13 protein-coding genes are annotated in these 20,886 nt (G+C 42.6%); 1 reads left to right on the forward strand and 12 read right to left on the reverse strand.

Translation table 11 applies throughout. From position 1 onward, the window contains the following. Nucleotides 1-258 precede the first annotated feature (258 nt). The 4 genes from DSM08_RS01605 to DSM08_RS01620 all read right to left on the reverse strand — a co-directional run bounded on the left by DSM08_RS01605 (nt 259) and on the right by DSM08_RS01620 (nt 4,843). The gene (locus tag DSM08_RS01605; RefSeq protein WP_149524508.1) at nt 259-1,953 is read right to left on the reverse strand and encodes a glycoside hydrolase family protein; all 1,695 of its coding nucleotides are present in this window, start codon (nt 1,951-1,953) and stop codon (nt 259-261) included. Between the two features lie 47 nt (nt 1,954-2,000). Then, a complete protein-coding gene (locus tag DSM08_RS01610) occupies nt 2,001-2,183 on the reverse strand; it encodes a hypothetical protein (protein ID WP_149524509.1) in 183 nt (60 codons plus the stop codon). Between the two features lie 1,096 nt (nt 2,184-3,279). After that, nucleotides 3,280-3,969 (reverse strand): hypothetical protein, encoded by a 690-nt coding sequence (locus DSM08_RS01615; protein ID WP_149524510.1) that lies wholly within the window; start codon nt 3,967-3,969, stop codon nt 3,280-3,282. A gap of 22 nt (nt 3,970-3,991) precedes the next feature. Then, a complete protein-coding gene (locus DSM08_RS01620; RefSeq protein ID WP_149524511.1) occupies nt 3,992-4,843 on the reverse strand; it encodes an OmpA family protein in 852 nt (283 codons plus the stop codon). A 283-nt stretch (nt 4,844-5,126) separates the two neighbouring features. On the opposite strand from DSM08_RS01620, the gene DSM08_RS01625 reads away from it, so the two are divergent. After that, on the forward strand, nt 5,127-5,330 hold the full coding sequence (locus DSM08_RS01625) for a hypothetical protein (RefSeq protein ID WP_223110852.1): 204 nt from the start codon (nt 5,127-5,129) through the stop codon (nt 5,328-5,330). A gap of 2,209 nt (nt 5,331-7,539) precedes the next feature. On the opposite strand, the gene DSM08_RS01630 is transcribed toward DSM08_RS01625, so the two are convergent. The 8 genes from DSM08_RS01630 to DSM08_RS01665 form a co-directional block, all read right to left on the reverse strand. Next, nucleotides 7,540-9,906 carry a TlpA family protein disulfide reductase gene (locus DSM08_RS01630; protein ID WP_149524513.1) on the reverse strand — a complete coding sequence of 789 codons (2,367 nt, stop codon included), beginning with the start codon at nt 9,904-9,906 and terminating at the stop codon, nt 7,540-7,542. Nucleotides 9,907-9,909: 3 nt separating this feature from the next. After that, entirely contained in the window at nt 9,910-11,457 is a 1,548-nt protein-coding gene (locus DSM08_RS01635; RefSeq protein WP_149524514.1) for a PKD-like family lipoprotein, read from the reverse strand. A gap of 36 nt (nt 11,458-11,493) precedes the next feature. Next, entirely contained in the window at nt 11,494-12,315 is an 822-nt protein-coding gene (locus DSM08_RS01640) for a DUF4843 domain-containing protein (RefSeq protein WP_187773949.1), read from the reverse strand. Nucleotides 12,316-12,369: 54 nt separating this feature from the next. Next, nucleotides 12,370-13,806, reverse strand: coding sequence for a RagB/SusD family nutrient uptake outer membrane protein (locus DSM08_RS01645; protein WP_187773950.1), 1,437 nt, complete (start codon nt 13,804-13,806; stop codon nt 12,370-12,372). A gap of 55 nt (nt 13,807-13,861) precedes the next feature. Beyond that, entirely contained in the window at nt 13,862-17,203 is a 3,342-nt protein-coding gene (locus tag DSM08_RS01650; protein WP_149524517.1) for a SusC/RagA family TonB-linked outer membrane protein, read from the reverse strand. A gap of 100 nt (nt 17,204-17,303) precedes the next feature. Continuing rightward, a complete protein-coding gene (locus DSM08_RS01655; RefSeq protein WP_149524518.1) occupies nt 17,304-18,425 on the reverse strand; it encodes a FecR family protein in 1,122 nt (373 codons plus the stop codon). A gap of 73 nt (nt 18,426-18,498) precedes the next feature. Next, a complete protein-coding gene (locus DSM08_RS01660) occupies nt 18,499-19,104 on the reverse strand; it encodes an RNA polymerase sigma factor (RefSeq protein WP_149524519.1) in 606 nt (201 codons plus the stop codon). A gap of 673 nt (nt 19,105-19,777) precedes the next feature. Further along, nucleotides 19,778-20,758 (reverse strand): hypothetical protein, encoded by a 981-nt coding sequence (locus DSM08_RS01665; RefSeq protein WP_149524520.1) that lies wholly within the window; start codon nt 20,756-20,758, stop codon nt 19,778-19,780. Between the last annotated feature and the right edge of the window lie 128 nt (nt 20,759-20,886).

A 20,886-nucleotide genomic window follows, 5' to 3' on the forward strand; every position in this document is an offset into this window, starting at 1 on the left:
ATGTGTTGCAGTGATTATGGTGTAAACGAATTGGTGTAAGCTAATGCTGACATTAAAGGCAAGAAGCAAGATTTATGGGGTAAAGCAAGCCATCTGATCGCTTAAAGCCGGGAACGATAAGATACCATTGATTTGTAATGTCTTGCCCCCTGTGTTATGGGTACAGTAGGAGGCAAAATGACCGAAAGAACAAAAGTCTATCGCAGTGGATAGACTTTTGTTGTTAAAGTGTTGTTTTATGACAAATGTAAGCGCTGGCTAAGACGTAGGGTTGTTTTTGGCTCGTATACAGCGTACGTTTCTTCCTTCGTTTTTATTGGCGTTAGGGTATGTTACACTACCCCAAGAAAAGATCCAGGCAATCTTCGACATCGAAGAGTGTACTGAACTGCCTTGGGTTGAATTCGGTGCTGTGGATGTCCAATAGTGGCATTGCCCCGAGGCTAGGGCACCTAAGAGCACTCCTGCAGGACTATTTGAGATGCTACCAGAGGTAGTTCTATATCCACCAAAAGAGATGTAAAGGCGGTTATCATCATAGGCGGTATTGGACGGGTAGCTCGCTGTTTTATTCCAGTAAAAGCCGTAATCGGCACCAACAAATAACCCCATGCGCTCTTCTTTTCCATCGGGTTGTCCAATCGACTGCCAAGTGGCTAAGTCCGGCATCTTCCAAGTACCTTCGGGATATAAACGTGCACAGGCATCGACATTGGAGGAAGGACTTGTCGGCGTTTCAGACATCCAGTTCCAAAAGTCCTGATCTTTCGTATCGACGTTCGTTCCCCCCGGCATAGATTTTAAGCGGTATTTGTCTAATTTGCTCGCGTTGTAAATCAAATTGGTTCTAGCCCAGTAAATACCCTTTACCAAAATAGGGGATTCAATTAGTCGTAATGTTGCTGCATGTCTGGCACCAATGGCCGGTGTGACGGCTTTTGATACGGTGTAAGAGAGTGAGGTAAAACTTCTTTCACGATTATCGTCTAATCGTATTTTTAAAGGGCTTAATCGCACTTTCATCGAATTAGCAGCGATAGTTGCGGTATTAAGCGTGTAAAAATTCGCAATTTTAACTGCGGTACCTTCCGTGCTATTGTCAATTTTCATATTTGCTCCCGAAACAGAGGCAGTAACTGCGGTGATGTTTGAGAAATTACCCGTCAACGGATCGAAGTCCCCCATAGTCATCAGTGCATTCCCGGTCGAGGATCCATCCGCCAGCGATACTGCTGTTCCATCGATGATGGTGCCAAACATTCCACGCACATTAATTTTCGCTTGGATATTAGCGGTTTTGCGTTTAAAAACAATGTTTAAGAAATTGGCTCCTGCTGCCGTCGTTATCGTCCCGGAGGCGTATAGTACATCTTTGTTTGTTAAACTGGCTTTGGCAACCTTCCCGTAGGGCCCCACATCTGGGACTCCAGCTGTTTCGTTAATTGAAAAGGCATACCATTTGTATGTCCAGCCCTTGTATACATCGATCAGTGGATCCGCTCCCGTGTTACCAACTTTGTTGTAAATCAGGTTGTTGTTTTGATCATAGATTAAGATGCGGTATTTGACCTCACTTCCCATCGGCGAATTCGCAGCTTTTGTCCCGGCTCCACCACGTTGAATATCTGTAGAACTTAATCTGAGTTTTTCTAGACCAGCGTTTGCCACGTTTTCCTCTACGCTAACTAGGGCGTCGACAACACCCGATGTCATCATAGTCTCCTGCCTAGCTGAAGTGGCTTTTGCTGTGAGTTGATTACGCGCATTGCTGCTCATCTGCGTCACCATCGATTCATCTTCAATGCCACCGACGTAAATTTTTAAGGTGGTGCCATCTTGCGCTGTTTCCTGCTCAACGTTTGACTTGTCACAGCTGGTAATCAGAAAAAAAACGAAGGCTGTCGACAAAAGTTTTATTGCATAAGAATGCACGTTTCCTGATGCTAATTTCATGTTGGTTGTATTAATTGTTGTTTGTTGAGTTAATTTGCTGGCCCCGTTTAAAGGACATCGAAATCGTTGCTTTGATTCCCGCCATCCGTCCAATCTTCAACCTCTGGAACATAGGGAGAGGTCGATTTACCTGGCTTTAGCGTAGCGGATCCTGCTGCAATACCATCTTCCATGATCACCGTTCTGCAACATATGGTAGGCGGTACATAGTTTTTAATGTTACGTTTCATTTTATTATAGTTTTTAGTGTGCGTCTCCATTTGGATTTCAATATTGAATGAATGACCAAAAGCAGCGTATCATCCATCCAATGGAGTGGATTGAAGCACAAAAATACGGGCTATTTCGATTTAATAAAATTTATGTCATCACGTGGATTTTCACGGGTGTAAGAAGATAATTATTAATGTGTAAAGAAATCTCTACATAAAAAGCGTTATAAGAATTATAATTTCTCAGAACGTGAACTATTTCATTAGAAATTATCTAATTAATGAAAAGTTATGTTTGAGCTTGTCAATGTTGAACTACATTCTAGCGTCAAATGCACCAGCGATGATCTGTTGTTGGGGATGGTACCGTACTTTAATTGGAGTTTCAAGACGAAGGCTTCTTGTGGGCATGAAAAGAAATTTTTGCCTCTACTCGGAGGCGTATTTACAAAAGATCAACAAGCGGGACTTAAATCACGATAGGTATTCCCATAGGGTGCCTTTCGATTCTTCAAGATCAGAAGTGGCTATAGCCGGCGTTACTTCTATTTCGCTTGGATCGATATGCTAGAAGGCTGCGAAATTTGGTCTGAGGTACACCAAGAGTTGTATTGAAAGTGTATTCACGATGCTTTGCCCTTGTGCGGCTAATAGGACAATAAAAAACTAGCATGGAGGTTTTCTTCCAAATGCTTCCTTGGTTGTCCTTAGTGAGGATTTGAAGACACCTGAATAGCGGATGTGGTAATCGCCAGCTGAAGCGTAAACTGAATTTTGCAGCGTGTACTTAATAAAAGGCGTGGGAACTTGTATCTCGCCCCTGATGGAAATCTGATGCCGACTGAGCGCATACGCAAGTCGGCCTGCGGGCTTAATTATTGTGCTTTGAAAACTAGGTGCGCAATTTCTGGGCGCCGGAGCCGACTAGAAGTTCTTCGGGACTGGCACGTTTTATTATCGTCACCTTTGGCGGGATTTCCCAAAGTAATCAAGCGCGTTTTTGCATCCAACCGAGGTAGTTATGTTAGCTCTTTTTGGGGAAATATCAAAAAAAGCCTGCTCCTCTTATCTAAGGAACAGGCCTGTCTCTAACCTCTAATTCCTCTAATAATACTTATTTAAGTACATAGTTAACGAGTTGGTATTGATCAGCATGGGTGCCGTTATAGGTGGTTTTTTCGTAAATGATGCCCACGCTTTTGCATAACCATGTTTCGTACACCAAGGTTAAACTTTGACCCGAAATACTGTTGCGAACGGTTTTCTTCGTTTCTACTTTGATCACATCTTTATAGGTCTTTCCCTGAATGGATTCAGATGATGATTTGGCTAATATTTTACCCTCATTACTGTGCTTAATGGTGCCGGAGGCCATGCCTGAAACAGTGATTGTCAGATCCTCTTTCCAGGTGGCACCCACCGGCAATTTGGTATTGATTGAAGTAATAACGCCAGCTGAAGTGTTCACGCCCATAGCTGAAGTAGCGCCATGGAGCTCGTAAAAGATGCCGTCTTCTTCGCGAATACCATTGGTCAATTCTACTTTTGCATTGGTTCCAACGGGTTTAATTTGGAAGTAGGTCTTTCCGGAGTGTTCGACCGTTTTATGGAGCAAGTATACCGATTTATCTTCAGGGTCATTCAAGTTCACTAGGTTCCAAGTGTTACCAACGGCGAGCGGCCAATATGAACTACTTGATGCCCCCCCTCCCGGAATTGTTGGGTTGCCGGTATCATCTGATTTACTGCAAGCACTGCAGACCATGAGGAAGAGCGCTAAAAGGTATTGAAGGATGTTTTTCATAGTTGTATTTTGATAATGATGATTAATTGATTCGACGTAATTCTACTCGTCTATTTTTCTCGTGATCTGACACTGATGTGCCCCTGACAAGAAGGGAGTCAGACCCGAAACCACGCGCCGATAGGCGAGATTGATTAATGCCGTGCGCGCTGAGGGCAGACATCACCGCGCGAGCCCGTTCATCCGATAACCTTTTGTTGTGTTCGGGATCGCCCGTGCGATCCGTATGGCCCTCGATGGCAATATGGAGCGAGTCTTGTTGTTTGAGCGCCTCGACGATTGGTTGTACAATGAGTTGCCCATCAGCTGTAATCTCGGACTCATCAGGCTTAAAATTGATGTACACAATAGCCTTACCGGCATCATTTAACTCTTCGGAGATTTGTGCTGCGGTCACTTTGCGGATTGTTTGTTCGAAATCCAGCACCTGCATGACGTTGAGTGCTGCTGAGGCGTTGTCTGCGTGGTATTGGATGTAGATGTTTCCTTGAGCTGGACTGCGCAATATCCAGAATTTGATATTTTGTCCTGCGTATCCGATGTCGCCTTCCGATCCTTTGTTAGGGTCTTGTCTGTGAAACCGCTCATACTCTGTCTTGCTGATCTCGCCGTCGAAAACTTTTATTGCGCCGATAGCGCTTAAATACTCCGCCATACTCTTTTCGAAATAATGCTGTGAAAAATTTTGGCCGCGCTCAGCGGAGATGTAGGTTTTGTAAAGGCGTCCTTCTACCGGCGTCATTACGCCTGCCAAGGGGAAGAAACAAACCTCGTATTCACTAAGAAGGGGTTTATTCATTTCCTTGAGGCCCTTAGGTAAATTGATAAAAGGAAAAATGCCAATGTCGGCGCTAGACGTAGCAATGTGAGCCATGTCGAGTGTTGTTTTTCGTCTCGGACGGGGCTGCTGCCAGACCGCAGTGTTCCTGGATCTGCTGCTCTGCTGTCGCAGTTTGGTTCTTTGAACCGGATGGATGACAGGCCTGCATCGTTGCTGCTAAGGCTGTCATCAATAGAAGTCGCTTTATCATAAGGATCATTTTTGCAATGGTTGAATTTGAAATCAAATGTTCTCCCGACGTTTTTTTGAGCGGACCCAACCGGGGCGGTCCCCACTTTTTTCCGTTGAATCGCAAAGATCGACAAAAGAAAGAGGTGTGGCAATCATGGAAATCCGTGATTTTTTTCTACTGGTTTACCGTGATTTTTACTTAGGAAACGCGGCGGAGGTTTATGATTCGGCTTGCCCGCGATTCTTCTGGGGGATTTTCTCGGGAGCTAGCCAACACGGAATATTCGCAGGTAATTCACGTGTAAACTTTTTCCAAACGCGTGTTGCGGTTGTTCTGAATGCTATCTGATAACAAGCGACCGTAATATGCTCGTTCTTTTCCGCTTGTTGTTCTCCAACGATACGCTTGAATTTATTAGACAAGGAATAGGCCTGTTAATGGTCTTTGCGGTAGGGTTATCACCTTAACTCGAGCTTATAATTTCTGAATTCTGTCGTTTACGTGGTTAGGAGCTCTTTCTTCGATGATCTTCGGCCGTAAAGGGAAAAATCTTTTGTTGCTGTTGGACCATAATGCTTCTACTTCAATAGAATGATTCGAACTAACGCTGCACTTAATAAAAAAAGTCAACAATCATTTGCAACACGATATAGCGTAATCGTGTTCATACGACATAGTAAATGAAGTTTTGGGTCAGTAGTACTGTTTGTCGTCCAAATGGCTCTCGTAGTTTGAGTTCCATAAGATTTAACAGTCATCCTTTACTATCACCTTATGCATGAGGTTCGCGTTTACATGCTTTCGCCAAGAAAATGGCAGGTAGAGGAATCTATTAGTTGTCTGTTCGCTGAAAGCGTCAAAATGCGCAATTTATGAACTGACTGCCAACGATGCCAAGACCAATAGATTGTTAGGGCATTAGGAGAAATCTAGGCCTTAAACCACTAACTGATGGTATGGAGCTTAAAACTATTTATCACCGACGTTCTGAAAAACTTTCGATGGCAATCTTTACTTGACTTTTTAACCTAGGGTAATCCTTGAGGGTATTATCAATATACTTCATTGCATGGCCTAGCGACTGCGTTCTCTTTATAAACAGAGCATGTCTTTCTATGAACTTTGCTATATCGAAGGAGTAACGTTGTTTTCTTAATTTTTTCATTGTCCGATTGTTTATGGTTGGACTATGCTGGGAGGAAAAGGCTTATCTTGATCTACAAATGCGTATTTATACGCTGGTGACTAATGCGTCGAAATTAAATTCTTGTCAAGATGACAACTGCTGTCTAAAACCATGAAGTTCTTTAATTGCCTAGGAGAGATAACAAGGTTAGCAGAATCGATACCTGTCCAATTTAGTGGTTGACCTTCTAGAACCTCAGCGAAACATGTTGATACAATTCCATCAAATCTTTATAACGTAAGCGAACTGCCGAATTGAGAGTCAACATATGGGATGGGCTCATTTTGGACAACTAGGAATACTAACTTAGTCTAGAGAAAAGCGCGATAGAGGGTAGACTTTTGCTGAATGTTAATTTTAATGAGTGTTTACCTACTGATTCAGGAATTGATCAATAAAAATTGAAAGTCAATAGATAAGTAAGAATTTGGACTTTGCTCCATGTATAGGGAATGGTCGATAGTTAGCAGGGAAAAGTGCCCACTGGATACTTTCTTTATTCTGCTCAGCATTGGCAATACCTCCCGCAGGCAAGTGTCAAAATACGGCTCCACAGTTGGCAACGCTAACAAAATATCGTAGTGACGAACATGGGCTTCGTTCAATTCCAAATGAGTTCATTCAGGTTGCAAAATAAACCGGATTTCCCAATCGTACGAAAACACTCGGGAAGTATATCAGCGTTATAAAGTCATAATTCCACCCTTACCTGCGTAGAGTTGGCTTAACTCTGGCAAAGGTAGAGGCGAATGCCAGCCCAGGAACAGCGCAATTTGATAACGCAATTATGTTTTAGTCATCTATTGAAAACGAATCTCTTTTCCCCTATCACTATAAACAAGAGTAGACCAGGATGCCAGAGCGGCAAAGGATCCAATGAATTTATGACAAAGCGTTAAGAGCAGAAGATCAGATCAGAACCGCTTATATGAAGATTAAAACAGATGTGTAAAACCGTTGAAAAGTTTATCCCCGTTGTGCAACCGATGGACACGAATCCCAGGACGCTTTAAAGATAATATATCCCAAGATTTCAACAAATCGAGCTAATATCAACAGCGAAAGCCGTCATGCGGCCTTTCTGCTATGAAACATTGTCTTTGTTCTATGCTAGCCAGAAGAAATCTAAAATAAGCTTAGGGCAAGAAATAACTTAAACGACAACGATATTTTACTCAATGGATCCTTTGTCGCCCTCCCCCCCCCTAAAAAATATAAGGGGCATGGAGCCCCCTATATTTACACTTAATAAAAAAATGCATTTAAAAATGCTGAAAAAATATTTGACTCGTTCTATAAGAAACGTTTGTTTAAGAACTAATTCTGTACTAATTGTATAATTCAGCGCAGTTCCGTAATGCCATAGTACATTTACTTTCCAAAGATCTTTTCTAATTCCGCATCCAGCGCAGAACTATCGCTCCCATAAGTTCCAATTACTTTCCCCTGGGGATCTATTAGGATTTTGGTCGGGAAGGCGGTAATCCCAAAGTCTTTAATCGGATCGAATCCAGAATGTTCTCTATCATGGGAAAGGAGGTTTATCCATGGCAATCCGTCGGCTGAAACTGCCGTGTTCCAGTTAGCGATAAGGACATCCAAGTCACCACGACCTTCGTAAGCGACGGCTACTATTTCAAATTCCTTCCCCTTGTATTTTTCGTATAGTTGCTTTAAATGGGGGTGACCGGCACGGCATGGGGCGCACCAACTACCCCAAAAATCTAAAAGGACATATTTCTTATCTATTGTTGATCTCGGGTGCACGATGCCGTTGATATCTTTTTTTAGCATTAACTTGCGTAGCATCTGTGCATGCACACTTGTCGCATTTCTTCTTATATCTAATTGTTTGGACAGATCAGGATGCTGTTTAAACTCGGCTAAAATATGAGATGTTAACTTGTTGTGCAGGGAGTCCGAACTGAGGTATGCGCCAAGAACAGTCGGAATCATTTGAGGATAGGATCTCGCGTAATTTGAATTAGCGAATCTGCGGCTCATGGACTCTTCCCAGGGTACGACCCCTTCATGTGTCGGAACGTCGGATATAAAAAATCCATTCACAATGAATAAGGTTTGTAAATATTTTTCTGTATTTGCCAATGGTTTCCCGGAAACTTCAAGTTTAAGGTAGGCACTCAATAATTGATTATAAATATTGCTGTGCTCCAGCGGTAGATTTAAGTGATATCGATCAAGATTTTCCTGCAGAATTTTTCTCTTACCGGTGTTTGATTGGAGTCGGTCACTGATCGCCATTGCGCACACGCTCTTTATAACATAATCATTTATGTTGTTATAATACGTTAACGCAGCTTCAATATTATTCTGCTCAATGTACGCTGAAATCAAATATTCTAACATGGAATCCTTAATGTACTCGATATCCGCGATGTAAAAATCCTGCTCGTTGAGGAAAGTGCGGTATAGGTTTTCTTGGTCTTGTAAGTTTGTAACACGCTTAAAATCCTCAAACACCGCGTTGGCCTTTTTCACCTTCATGGTTCTAGCTTTCGACTCTTCATCTCCCATGTTTTCCGCCAAGAGCTGTTGTAGGTTGCTGTCATTATTATAGCTTGCGCCAGTGAATTTACCGATGATGACGCCTTCTGAATTTATTAATATTTTTGTGGGATAACCTTTAATATTGTAATTTCTATAAGGATGATCACCTTGGTTTTGACCTTTAAGCATGCTATGTAGCCAGTTAAGTTTTTGACTCTCTATTGATGCTTTTAAGTTTTGCTCCATTTTTAGGGTGTCTTTGCCATTCTCTGCCGCAAGGCTCAAGATTTCCAGACCGTGATCTTTATACTGAGCATAAAGTTGCTTAAGCTTTGGATGGGTTTCCAAGCAAGGAATACACCAGGTGCCCCAGAAGCTCAGAAGAATATACTTACTTTCCGCCACTCTTTTCGTTAAATCATTTCCGTACAATTCTTCCGAGCGCGCCAGCAAGTTTCTGAAATTTTCTTTTTGCTGATCCCGTAAGGATTTTACCCGAGATTCAAAAATCGCCTCACCATTGGGAACGTTTCTTATTAACCATTCTTTCGTCTCTCGGAGCTCTGGTGAAAAGTCAGTGCCATCGGTGTACAGTGTGGCAAACACGGTAATGGCTTCTTCATGCCGGTTTACCGCCGACAGAAGACGGACGTACTGATAAAAGTTTTTTTGATCGTTGAAGTGTTTGAATTTTTTAAACACGAGATCTAAATGCTTTAACGCACCATTAAAATCTTTCAGTAGAAGCTTATTATCCACGAAGTATCTCAGCCGCGTACTGTAGTACGCATAGGTCTCGGACGGGATGCTGGATTGGGTAGTGAGAATATGATAAATACTGTCCATTCCCGGAGAGATCTTCTCGTCGATATAGGCGTACTCTTCTTTGTTGCTAAACTTTTCAAAAAAGGATAACCACATCGCATTATATATTTGTGGGAAAAACCTCATTTTCTCTAACCAAGGAAAAGCATGCTCTTTATCTCCTAAGGCAATATAACGCTCGGCAATAGTATAGCCGAAAGATATTTGGTTAAGCAGGTCTTTCTTTATTAACTCTTGGGCTTCGGTTGATTGAAAGATCGCAATTTTTTTTTCCAGATTTTCCTCCTGACGAATGCTGTCGGCGAGCTTAATCTCTCGAGGTTTATCGGCTGCTGTTTGTGCCGAAAGACTCAACATCGTTATTGCTAAAATAGCAGATAAAAAAACTCTAATTTTTAGTTTCATTTTTTAGTTTACGGCCCTCCATGACCAATTTATAATTTTTGATAGATTTTCCCATTTTTCCTGTGCGACCGGATGCAGATCGACTGTATTAGGGTTCGATCCTAATGTATAACGTTGCAACGTCCCTTTACGCGTAGCATTGTAAGTGCCAATATAGAGTGAGTTGCTGAGCGGATTAATTTGCGTATCAAACTTGATCATGGTCACCTGGTCTGTCGTAGGCAAAGTAATTTCATATAACTTCTCATTGCCCGGGTTGTAATCGTAGGCAAACAGTTTGTGATCTACCACATAAAACACCACAGTGCGGTAGGATGAAAAAGCATACTGCTGCGCGCGTTCAAAATTTGTGGCCAACTTTTTTACGGGGAAATATCCCGTCTTAAGCGGTACTGCACCATTAACATATAGCTTGTAAATAAAGTAGTTGTTGATAGGATCTTTCATAATTGCATACGAATTGCCAAACACCGCGCCCCCATCGGTATTACCCGTATTCTCTGCGTAGACCAGCGTTCGCCCAAATGAAGATTGATTCCACGGGAAAGGATCATCTGGATGGTCCCTCAATGGGTGAGATGTGAAATTATTATAGAACGAAGGAATACGCATGAAACGTTCGGAGGTTTTGTCATACCACAACATGGAATTTGTCCCTTTTAGGGAATATAATAAGAATGGGGCCGCTTCCAAAAGTCGCTGTGGTTTCTCGGCTTCTCGATTTATGGGGTTGGCATAGTAGTCCCCACCATTTTCCATGTAGTTTCCTCCGTAGATGTTTCCATCGCTGGTCACCATCAAGCGAGCAAACCCCTCGCCGATTGTTCCAGTTATGTTGTTTATCTGCGGAGCTAACAAAACAGGATGCATGCCTTGAGGAGAAATAGGAAGGTTCGTATAGGTTAGCTTTGCGAAATTATTGGCGGTACTGCCTGCAAAGGAAGACCGATCAACAAAATAAGAACCATCTTTGGTGAATACCCAAAGCTTGCTCTCGGCAGGGATAAGGCCTCCGGTATGTTGAACAGCAATTCCACCAGTAAGGCGCGGGAGACCGCTGGAAGTGAGAAGGCCACGAATAACCGTGGTATCGGTAGCCATACTAATGAGGTCAACTTCGGCAAATCCTTCTTCTGTTTCACCCATTAGTAGTATGCCACGAGATAACAGTGTTCCCACGACATAGGTCGCCGATTTTTCCCAAACCAAATCGGATTCCATGTCGGTTATTTGAAAAATTAACTTGTAGTTATCAGGAGGAACCGTGACGGGGTATTCCAGCGATCGCGTCCGCCCGATTGTATCCTCAAAAGACAGCGCTTTACGAACTATCCAGCGGTATTGATAACGCTTATTGTCCTCCTCGTTGGAGAATTGAATAGCAGGATTGATTCTTAAAGTGTCTCGATTAAAAATTGAGCGATATTCCCCATCGATTCCTGTTATAGTTACCTCGTTAATTTCCTGATAATCATAATTGCCTAGGTCCTTCGCACAAGAACCCCACAGCATTACGATAAGAAATACAGTGAAAAGTTTTATATATTTCATGTTTGAATTTGTTTTTTTTGGTTATTTGTTTAAATGCTATTGCCATGGAACACCTACTTTGGAAGTCCACGACACGCCCCTAATATACATTAGCCTGCCGTCGGCTTCCAAGACTGGCGCTCCAGCCTCGAAGCGACCTTGTAAATATTGGGACATCTCTCGTGTAATGAGGTTAACACGAATTAGCGGCATCGTCGTTGTTGACGAAAAATCTTGGTAACTTAGGTTCATGACTTCACAAATAAGTAACATCTTTTTCTCTGAATACTCCCCCCAGTTTCCACTTTCGACTAAATCCGCACCAACGTTTCCAGACCATACTGTCGGTTTTGGAAGAAGGTCATCTAAAAGAATCGTATGTAACCCCGCGTCAAATTCCTGAATAATTGGATCTGTGGACTGCGTATATCCTGGTATTGCGTCCCATTGGGGAAAGGAGAGTGATAACTGGTCGCTCGGAACCAAGCGTAGCCCAATCTGCTTGCTTGCCTGTTTAAGGTCCGCAGTGCGATGTAACTTAACCTCAACATAAGTTTTGGAAGAATTAGCCGGGATAGTCATGTGACGTTTTACTGCTGAGAAATGCTTACCCATCACAGCAGTGGTGGAGTCGGGGTTTACTTCCACTTCAAAATTTCGATCATAGGCATAGATGGGACCCGTGGTCAACACTTTCAACCTGATTGTCGTGTCTTGCCCTTGTACGGCAGCAAATCTAACTTTGCTAAATGGTTGATATGGCCAATTGTTTTCTGTCCCATTGGCGCTGCCATGTTGAACTGCAAAATAAATCCCCTCTATCCCTCTATAGTTTATAAGCTCTTTTTCGCAAGAGGAAAAAAGTCCTATAAAAATCACGGCGCATAACAACATTACGATGTTTTCTTTTATCTTTTTCATTTTTAGCGGTCTTTATCTTTCATCTGTATTACGTAAAGCCGTCTCACTGTCGGGCAGCGGTACGTGGTAGGAATTTATACTCATCAGTTTAGTGCTCGTCAGCGACGCATGATTTGGAATTGATGTGAAGGCTCGTCGTTTATAATAATAGAACTGTTGCCCTTCTCCAATAAATTCTCGCCGATGTTCATTCGTTATGGCATTTTGCAAAGCGGTATAATCGGATAGGGTGAGCTGAAAAGCACCACGATTTGCTCTTAACTCGTTGATAAAAGCACTAGCCTGCTCCACACTTCCGGCGCATTCTGCGGCAGTCAGATAGAGTTCGCTTAAACGAATGAGCGGGATCATGTACCGCGCGCTATAGTTGTCGTGGTCTTTGTATTTCTGATTGGTAACTAAAGGCACACCAATTAAAGTCTCCGTGTTCCATATCTTATAACGATAGTCGTTTTTGTCATCATACATCGCCTCAACCCTAGACATGTTGGTATTGCCAGGGTTAGGAGCCAATCGGTTTGGTATTATTTGGGCAGAAGAAAATAGGTTGTTATACATTTGCGTGCGGTTTAAGCTGTAGATTGCAAAGAATACTTCCGTTTCAAATAGACGATCAGGGTTGTCACCATTTGTTGCTGCAGCATGTGTAACAAACGGAAAGATATTCTGATCGGCTTGTCCTATTGCATCAATAGTTTGAGTTGCTACTTCCCAAGCACGCTGGTTGTCGCCTTTCCATAAATAGGTGCGTGCGAGCAGTGCTTGTACGGCATAGTAGTTCAACCGGTATTGACGTAGAGCAAAAGCATTGCCTTCTTTACCCTCACTAGGTGCAGCATCTTTTGAACCGCTTGTGCGAATGGGATCGGTTGTTGCCAGCAATTCTTTAGCTTCATTCAGATCGTTCAGTAGAAACTCCGTGATCTTTTCAGCGGTATAGAGAGGCGAAATGTCTCGGTTCGCATCCCGGTAGTAAGGAATGGTAGGAACGTCTTTGGTCTCCGTGGTGTAAATAGGGCCAAAAAGTCTCAGCATATCTAGATGAAGATATGCACGAAGAGCCAGCGCCTCCCCCTTTACTAATCCGTAATAAGGCTCCGGCAGGATGCTGTTGGGTGAATCGGGAATGTTTTCCATGAGGACATTTATATTAGCGATCGTAGCATAAGCCCGCTGCCAAGCCAACTCAAACCCAGCCTTTGTGATGGACTGTGTGTAGTCGTATGTCATGTAATAGTAATAGGGCTGGGTACTTGAAGTACTCATGTAGTACTGGGCCATAGCATCCAGCTGTCCAGCGGTTAAGAATTGACCATATAAACTGGGATGAGACATTTCAATGTAGATCCCATTTAGCGCTTTAAGATATCCCTCTTTAGTTTGGAATAAAACGCTTTCTGCAAGTCGATCCGTTGGTTTTACATCAATCCACTTGCTGCAGGAACTCATTAACAAGACTGAGATAACGGTAAATATTTTGGTGATATTCATTTTATATAATTTTTTAAAAACCTAAACTAAGCGAGAAGGATACAGAGCGGGCAAATGGATAGTCTAGTCCACGTTCATTTTTTACAGTGGAGCTGTAAAATATGTCGTTCATGTATGCACGCGCCATTAATGAGGACAGTCCTGCTCTTTTCATCCAAGGTTTATTGTTAACCTCATAACCCATGGTAAATGATTCCCCTATCAATTGATTGTTATCTTGTACGAACCGAGAGGAGATGGGGGTTGGACCTCCATATGCTGATGCTATTGACTTAAATTGCGCGACATCTCCGGGCTTCTGCCAGCGGTCGTAGTACGCTCTTTTGTCGTGATTCCAAAAGAGATTATTGGTATTAATGTTTTCGACTTTATTGTATAGCGTCTGCATGAAAATTTGTCCGCCAAGTCGGTATCGTAAATTAGCCGATAAGGAAAAACCCTTATATGAGATGCTAGTTCCGATCACACCTGTGATTTTAGGGTCCGAATTGCCGACGACACGTTCATCCTCATAGTTGTGCGTAAAAGTTTGCTGACCTTCTCGATTCAAGAAAACCTCCCTACCCGTGATCGGATCAATTCCTAATGACGGTACAGCCCATAGATCGGATGGGCTTGCGCCATCATAATATCGCACCAGATTTCTGCTTTTGTTGCTGGTATTATGATTATCAAGGGAGGATCCGAGCTGATCATAAACAGACGTTAGATGGCTTGCTGATAAGTTAACCCTCCAGCTCAATTCATTGCGCTGAAAGAGCAACGCGTTGCTTGTCACAACGAAGCCTTTCGAAATCTGCGTGCCCATATTTTGTGCCATGGATTGACTTCCTGTAGATGATGGCATGCCCACGTAAACCAATAGGGGGTCGGTCGTCTTGTGAATGTAATCACCTTCCAACTTCAAACGTCTGTTAAAGGCTTGCAACTCGATTCCAATATTTTTATTTAAGGTTTTTTGCCAGCGTAAATTCGGATTGCCAAAACTCGACAAGATGACGCTTGAGCCGAAAGGATTTCGATTTTCCTGATTATACCGATAAATCCGAGTGGATATGTAATCTTCGAAATTTTGATTTCCAGGGTTACCTATGGAAGCACGCATTTTGAATATATTGAGCCAACCCCACTTGCTAAAAGGCAGGATGTCTTCATTATGAAGGTTCCAGCCAATACCAGTTGACCAGATTGTTGTGAATTTCCTACTAGCCCCGTAAACCGAAGAACCGTCCGATCGGAGGGTGCCATCGAAGAGAAATCGCTGGTCATATGTATAGCCAGTACTGAGGTAGAAACTTGCACTCCGCCGCTTACTCTCTAAATAATTTGCGTTGCCTGATTCCGGATAACCAAAGGAAAAAGCGGGATTGGTAAACTCTTCATCAACAAAGCCCCTAGCCGCATAGGTGGTGGCAAGCGATGATTTTTGATCCAAACGGACACCAGAGACAAGGTTTAGCAGATGTCGCTCATGGAGCATCTTTACCAATGTTAAGCTTAAATCCGTGTCGTAATTGAGCGCGTTACCGTTGGTCTCCTCATACGTTCCTTTCAGCATCGGATCCACGCTTAAAAACTCGGTATTAAAGGGCGAGCGGAATATTTCTTGGTGTAAATTGTCCTTGTTTAACCCAAGGCGGTAGCGTAAAACTAAACCAGGCCTCATATCCCATAGTAATTCGAAGTTATTGGTGAAACCATTATTTACTGCTCTGTTGCGGTTATTGTTCCGGAAATCGTATAGTGGATTATAATTGTTTTGTTCGCCCGCGGAAGTGAAAAAATTCTCCCATATAGGGTCAACCCCTCCTTGTTCATTGTACTTTCTACGATAAGGATTCGCCTGAGCAAATCGGGAAAAAGATACGGGCTCACGTTCGGCAACGGTATAATCGATGCTTAGTGAATTCGAAAAAGATAGGGAACCCTTACGGTAGATCAATTTCGCGTTACCATTGCTTAGCTGACGGTTAGAGCCCCGCATGACCCCTTGGGTGTTGCCATGCGAAATAGAAAGTAAGTAGCGAAAGTTCTTATCACCCCCTTCTGCAGTCAGGTTATGTCGATTTACGATTCCGGTGCGGAGGGGTTCATTGAGCCAGTAGGTATCTACTCCGCGCTTGATATCCTTTAACTTATCATAGTACAGCAGTTCCCGATCTGGCCTACCCCCAGATCCAGCAGAGGAATTGTCAAACGTTCCATAGTAGCCGGTTAAGCGTTCGAAGTCTAATTTTTCCTGCGCATTCATCAAGTTGTAATCCGATAAATCGGGAAAGGTTACTGAACCATTTAAATTGTACCTGATTTTCAGTTCGCCTGGTAAGGGACGCTTCGACTCAACGACAACGACACCATTGGCAGCTTTGGATCCATAAATGGCAGTAGCCGCGGCATCTTTAAGGACCGTAATAGTTTCAATGCGATCCATACTAAAATCGCTTATCACCGATAAGCTTGTCTCAAATCCATCCAAGATAAAAAGGGGTTGATTGGGGTTGGTGCCATATTCCTCGGTTAGCCCGATCACACTACTTTTGCCATTAATTTCTATGTCGGGAAGTCGATTGGGATCAGAGCCGAATATGCTGCTTTCCATAATTTGAAACGAAGGGTCTAAAGTCTTTAAACTCTGTAATACGTTTTGATTGCCCACTGTCTTGAGTTCTTCAGCGGTATAGGTTGCTGAGGATCCCGTAAAGCTTTCTTTCTTTCGTTGATAAATACCTGTAACTACCGCCTCTTTGATCATTTCTACCTCGTCTTCCATCGAAACTTTTAAGACGCTACCCGGCTCCCATGTCGCCTCAATAGGTTTCATACCGATGAACCGAAAAAGAAATGTAAGCGGTGCGCTGGCCAATGTATTGGGGAATGTAAATACACCGTTATCGGCCGATGTCGCGGTGATCCCTAGTTCCTTAATAGTCACGCTCACGCCAATTATTGCTTGTCCCGTAGAAGCATGGGTGACTTGACCGACAATCGTTTGCCTTTGCGGAGAAACCGCCTGTGGTCGTGCTGAGCGACTGGCGGGCTTTTCTTTCATGTAAAAAGAAATGTTTTTCGATTGGATTTTATAATCAATAGGCTGATTAGCAACCAATCTTTTCAAAAAGTCTTCCAAGTTCATTTCGACTACTACCAGGGTGACAGGCTCCGTCGCTGCTAAAATATTTGAGGTGCTGTAGACAGAATATCCTGTTTGGCGCCTGATTTCTTCAATGACTTTAGTGAACTTCACATCTTTACCCCGAAACGTGATTGTCTGCGCATTTGTCCATTGTCCTGCGCAAAGAAAGAATAGAATAAAGCAAAATATTTTATTCCAAACAGTACTTTTACTAGTGTTCATTAATTGATTTGGTTATTGGTGAGTATTACTTTTCTTAACTATTTTCCTTTTTGCGAAAAATAGTATGTGTTCTTTTCTTTTTCGTTGACGCGTGTGGTTATTAGTAAATGATAAGTTCTTTTTCCGTTTCGTTTAACTTATATTTGATTTTGCTAAGCTCTAGGATATTTAATACAAAGTCGATATCAACATCTCTATACGCGTCTCCCACTAGCTTCACATCAGGAACCTTATTTTGGTAATTAATTCGAAGATCATACCATCTACCTATTTCATGCATGATCTCTTTGAAGCTTTTATTATCAAATGAGAATTTTCCCTCGAGCCAAGCGGTTGCGCCCTTAGTATTCACCTCGTAAATGTCAATCCCTCTCTCGTCTAAGCGAGCTTGTTGTCCTGGTTTGAGCAGCCGCTCATACTGATTAGTAGATATTTTGACACGACCTTCCACCAAGGTCGTACGGATCTCAGGGAGATCGTTGTAGGCTTGTACGTTGAATTTTGTACCCAAGACCTCGATTTCCTGCTTTCCTGTTATGATGGTGAAGGGCCTCTTTGCATCATGCGCGACCTCAAAGAACGCTTCGCCTGTTACTTGTACCACCCGCTTTTTGTCTTTGAATATGGATGGATAGGTTAGGGAAGATGCTGCATTAAGCCACACAACCGTTCCATCAGATAACGTGACTTGGTATTCCCCACCTCGCGGTGTACTGAGTATTAACTCCTGGGACACCGCGGTTGTCAGTTCAGTTCCGTCACTATAGGTGATCGCTTGACCACTGATAATGCCCGAATGCTCATCACTCAAACTAAAGGATTCACCATCAGCTAAGGTTAAAGTAGCTTTCTTTCCGCCCGGTATAATCATACTAGTGCTATGATATACCGCATTATTTTGTAACTGTTGAGGAATGTAAGTCGTATATAGAGCAAACGTGCCTAGAAAAACTACGATACACGCAGCAGTGACTCGCCATAGCTTTGAAATTCTTTTTATTCTTGAAGGAGCATGCAGCCGCTGACTGAGTTTATTCCAATTCCTCTCTACAGCCGCTGCGTCAATTGGTAGTTCTTCGTCCAATATTGGGTCATTTATCTCCCGATCGATCCATTCTTGGATCTGCTGTGCGTTACGCTCCTCGTTAAAATGATGGATTAAGCGTTCCGCTTCTTCAGGAGAACATTTTCGCTGCAGAAATTTTTGATATATGTTGTGCATATCGGCAATTGATTACATTCGTTTAGTATATAGTAATCAATTACGCGGAAAAGTACGGCTCCTGTTGATTTTTTTATGAAAATATTTCGCCTAATAGAAACAGAACGAATGCAGAAGGGTTATGATGAGCCATTTCTACCCTTACGAATTTTAACGCTCGCGTCATATGATCCTTGACAGTAGATAGGGAAATTCCACAGATCGACGCTACCTCCTCATATGTCTTACCCTCCATCTTTACTAACCTAAAAATCTGTTGTCTTTGCGGAGGAAGTTTTGAAATAGCCTTCTCTAAAGCTTCGCTTGTTTGCTTAAAAGATAGTTGCTCGTTTAGCTGATCGTACAACTCTGTGGCATGCACTAGAAGTTGGTTTCGGAGTTGATGGTCTTTACTTGCTCTTTGGTAATATTTGTAAGTCAACAATTTCGCTCTGTGCAAAAGGACTGCTCTGAAAGATACGTTCAACGGTAAGCGTCCTCTGTGCTCCCAGATTTGTAAAAAAAGCTCCTGGTGCAGGTCTTCTGCTGCTTGTGAGTCTAACACTAATGCCCTCAGCCGTCGCATAATTAATACGCCATAACGATTATACAATATCTGATATGCTCTTACATTCCCCTCTCGTAGCTGATCCATCAGTCTATCCTCGGCAATGTCAACACATTCTTTGAAAGGGCGCATTATGAATAAAATATTAGTTTAGTAGAATAATTTGGATTCTCAAACTTACATAATTTAGGGAGTAATGCCAATTTAATCAATCGAGTAGATTAACCAATTCATACATTTTCGCGACCGTGTTGGAAACGTAGGTAACACCAGTCCAGAAAATTTATGGTGGATATATAATAAATATTTAAAATATTCTCCGCACAACAAAGTGATGAAGAGATGACGCCGATGTGAAAAGAATGTTTTATATGAGTTAACGGGCTTAATGAATTCAATCTTTTCATCCCATAGACCGTGTGTTTAAATCCTCAGAAATTCTGATTTTTGATTTTCCACCCTTAAAAGGTGACTATTCTATAAGAGTTGGGTATATTAAGCGTTAGAAGATCCGGTAGGTTGTGTACCTCAGGCTTTTCCTTCCGAATTGACGAATATGACCGGGGAAGTATGTTGTTGAACAACATGTGAAATTGGAAGGCAAAATTTATATGTACAATGATGTAAGTAGGGAGGCTCATGTCCTCCCCAAGGAACGCGAGCGCCTTTCTGCATTATTTAAAAGTAGGTGGAGCGACATTTTGTAGGTGCAATACTGATGGCGCGTAACAGCCCGCCCTGTTTCCATCGTCTAAAACAAACGCTGGAAACAGAACGGAAGAGCATCTTTTTAAGAAGTTTGCTATTAATCCATGAAAACTTCATTAGTTTGTGCTAAACGTTGTGATCCAACATTAGCTGGGCAGGCAATATCGTCTGTGGCATCATAGATCAATTCTTTTCCCGCATTTCTTTCAATGGTCTCCGCCGGTACATAAATTTGTGTTTTCGTACGGCTGTACCCACTTGGGAAATAACGGATGTAATAACCATCTGGGTGGTAGGTCCAAATGCCGCTCGGCGTATCTTCTCTTACCGGAGCCATGCCCGCTAGAATTGCATAATGCTCAAACTCTGCATAAGAATAGTTTCCAGATGAAACTAGGTTTCTAATCTGGTTCTCCGCTTCAAATACCGCCTGCAGTTCCTTTGGTAATTTATTCTTTGCTTCTTGAACAACATCAAAGGGTAGGATACCTAAGGCTCCGCCTTCCAATTGCAATAGTTGCTTCGGGCTCAATAACTTTAAAGCCGTCACCTTTACCGGGCCGGAATAATCACTGAACTTTGTGCGAGCGATGATGGTCCATAATAGCATCTGTATATCGCTTTGTTTCACCTCAGGGTGCTTTTCTGCGCTCTTTAAGATAGCGATTACTAGCTCCTTTTTCTTGCCCAAAGTTGGTGCATACATATAGCCATCCCCCGACGATGGGGCATAGGTGCCGGCCTTTAGACAATAACTCTTGTTGGTGATTTCATAATGTCCCGCAGCTAACACATAGCCAGCGTCAGCTTTTTTCGGAAGGGAGGTTAATGCTTTATAAGTCGCATCATTTTGAAAGTCAGGCATCTCTTGGCCTTGACGGTTGACATCCTCGAAATTCGTGCTGATTGCTTCCGGTGCTTTAAACATTTTATCGAGTCCAAGCACCTTTGCTCCCTTGGCACCCGTTGCTTTCGCAGCTTTGTCCAATAGACCTCCAAATTGCGCATGACTGGCAATCGGTAGAAAGATTAGAACAACAAATAATGAGGATAATGCAGATAATTGTTTTGTTTTCATTTTGTGTACGGTTTTCCGTTTGGTAATAGTTGATACCAAATATACTTTTATTTTTAAAATGAAAGTGCTTAAGGCGATCCCTAATCCTTGATATAGCCATTTGTTTAACTGTGCTGGCGTATAAAAAA

The sequence above is a fragment of the Sphingobacterium hotanense genome (assembly GCF_008274825.1).
In the GTDB taxonomy this organism is placed as follows: domain Bacteria; phylum Bacteroidota; class Bacteroidia; order Sphingobacteriales; family Sphingobacteriaceae; genus Sphingobacterium; species Sphingobacterium hotanense.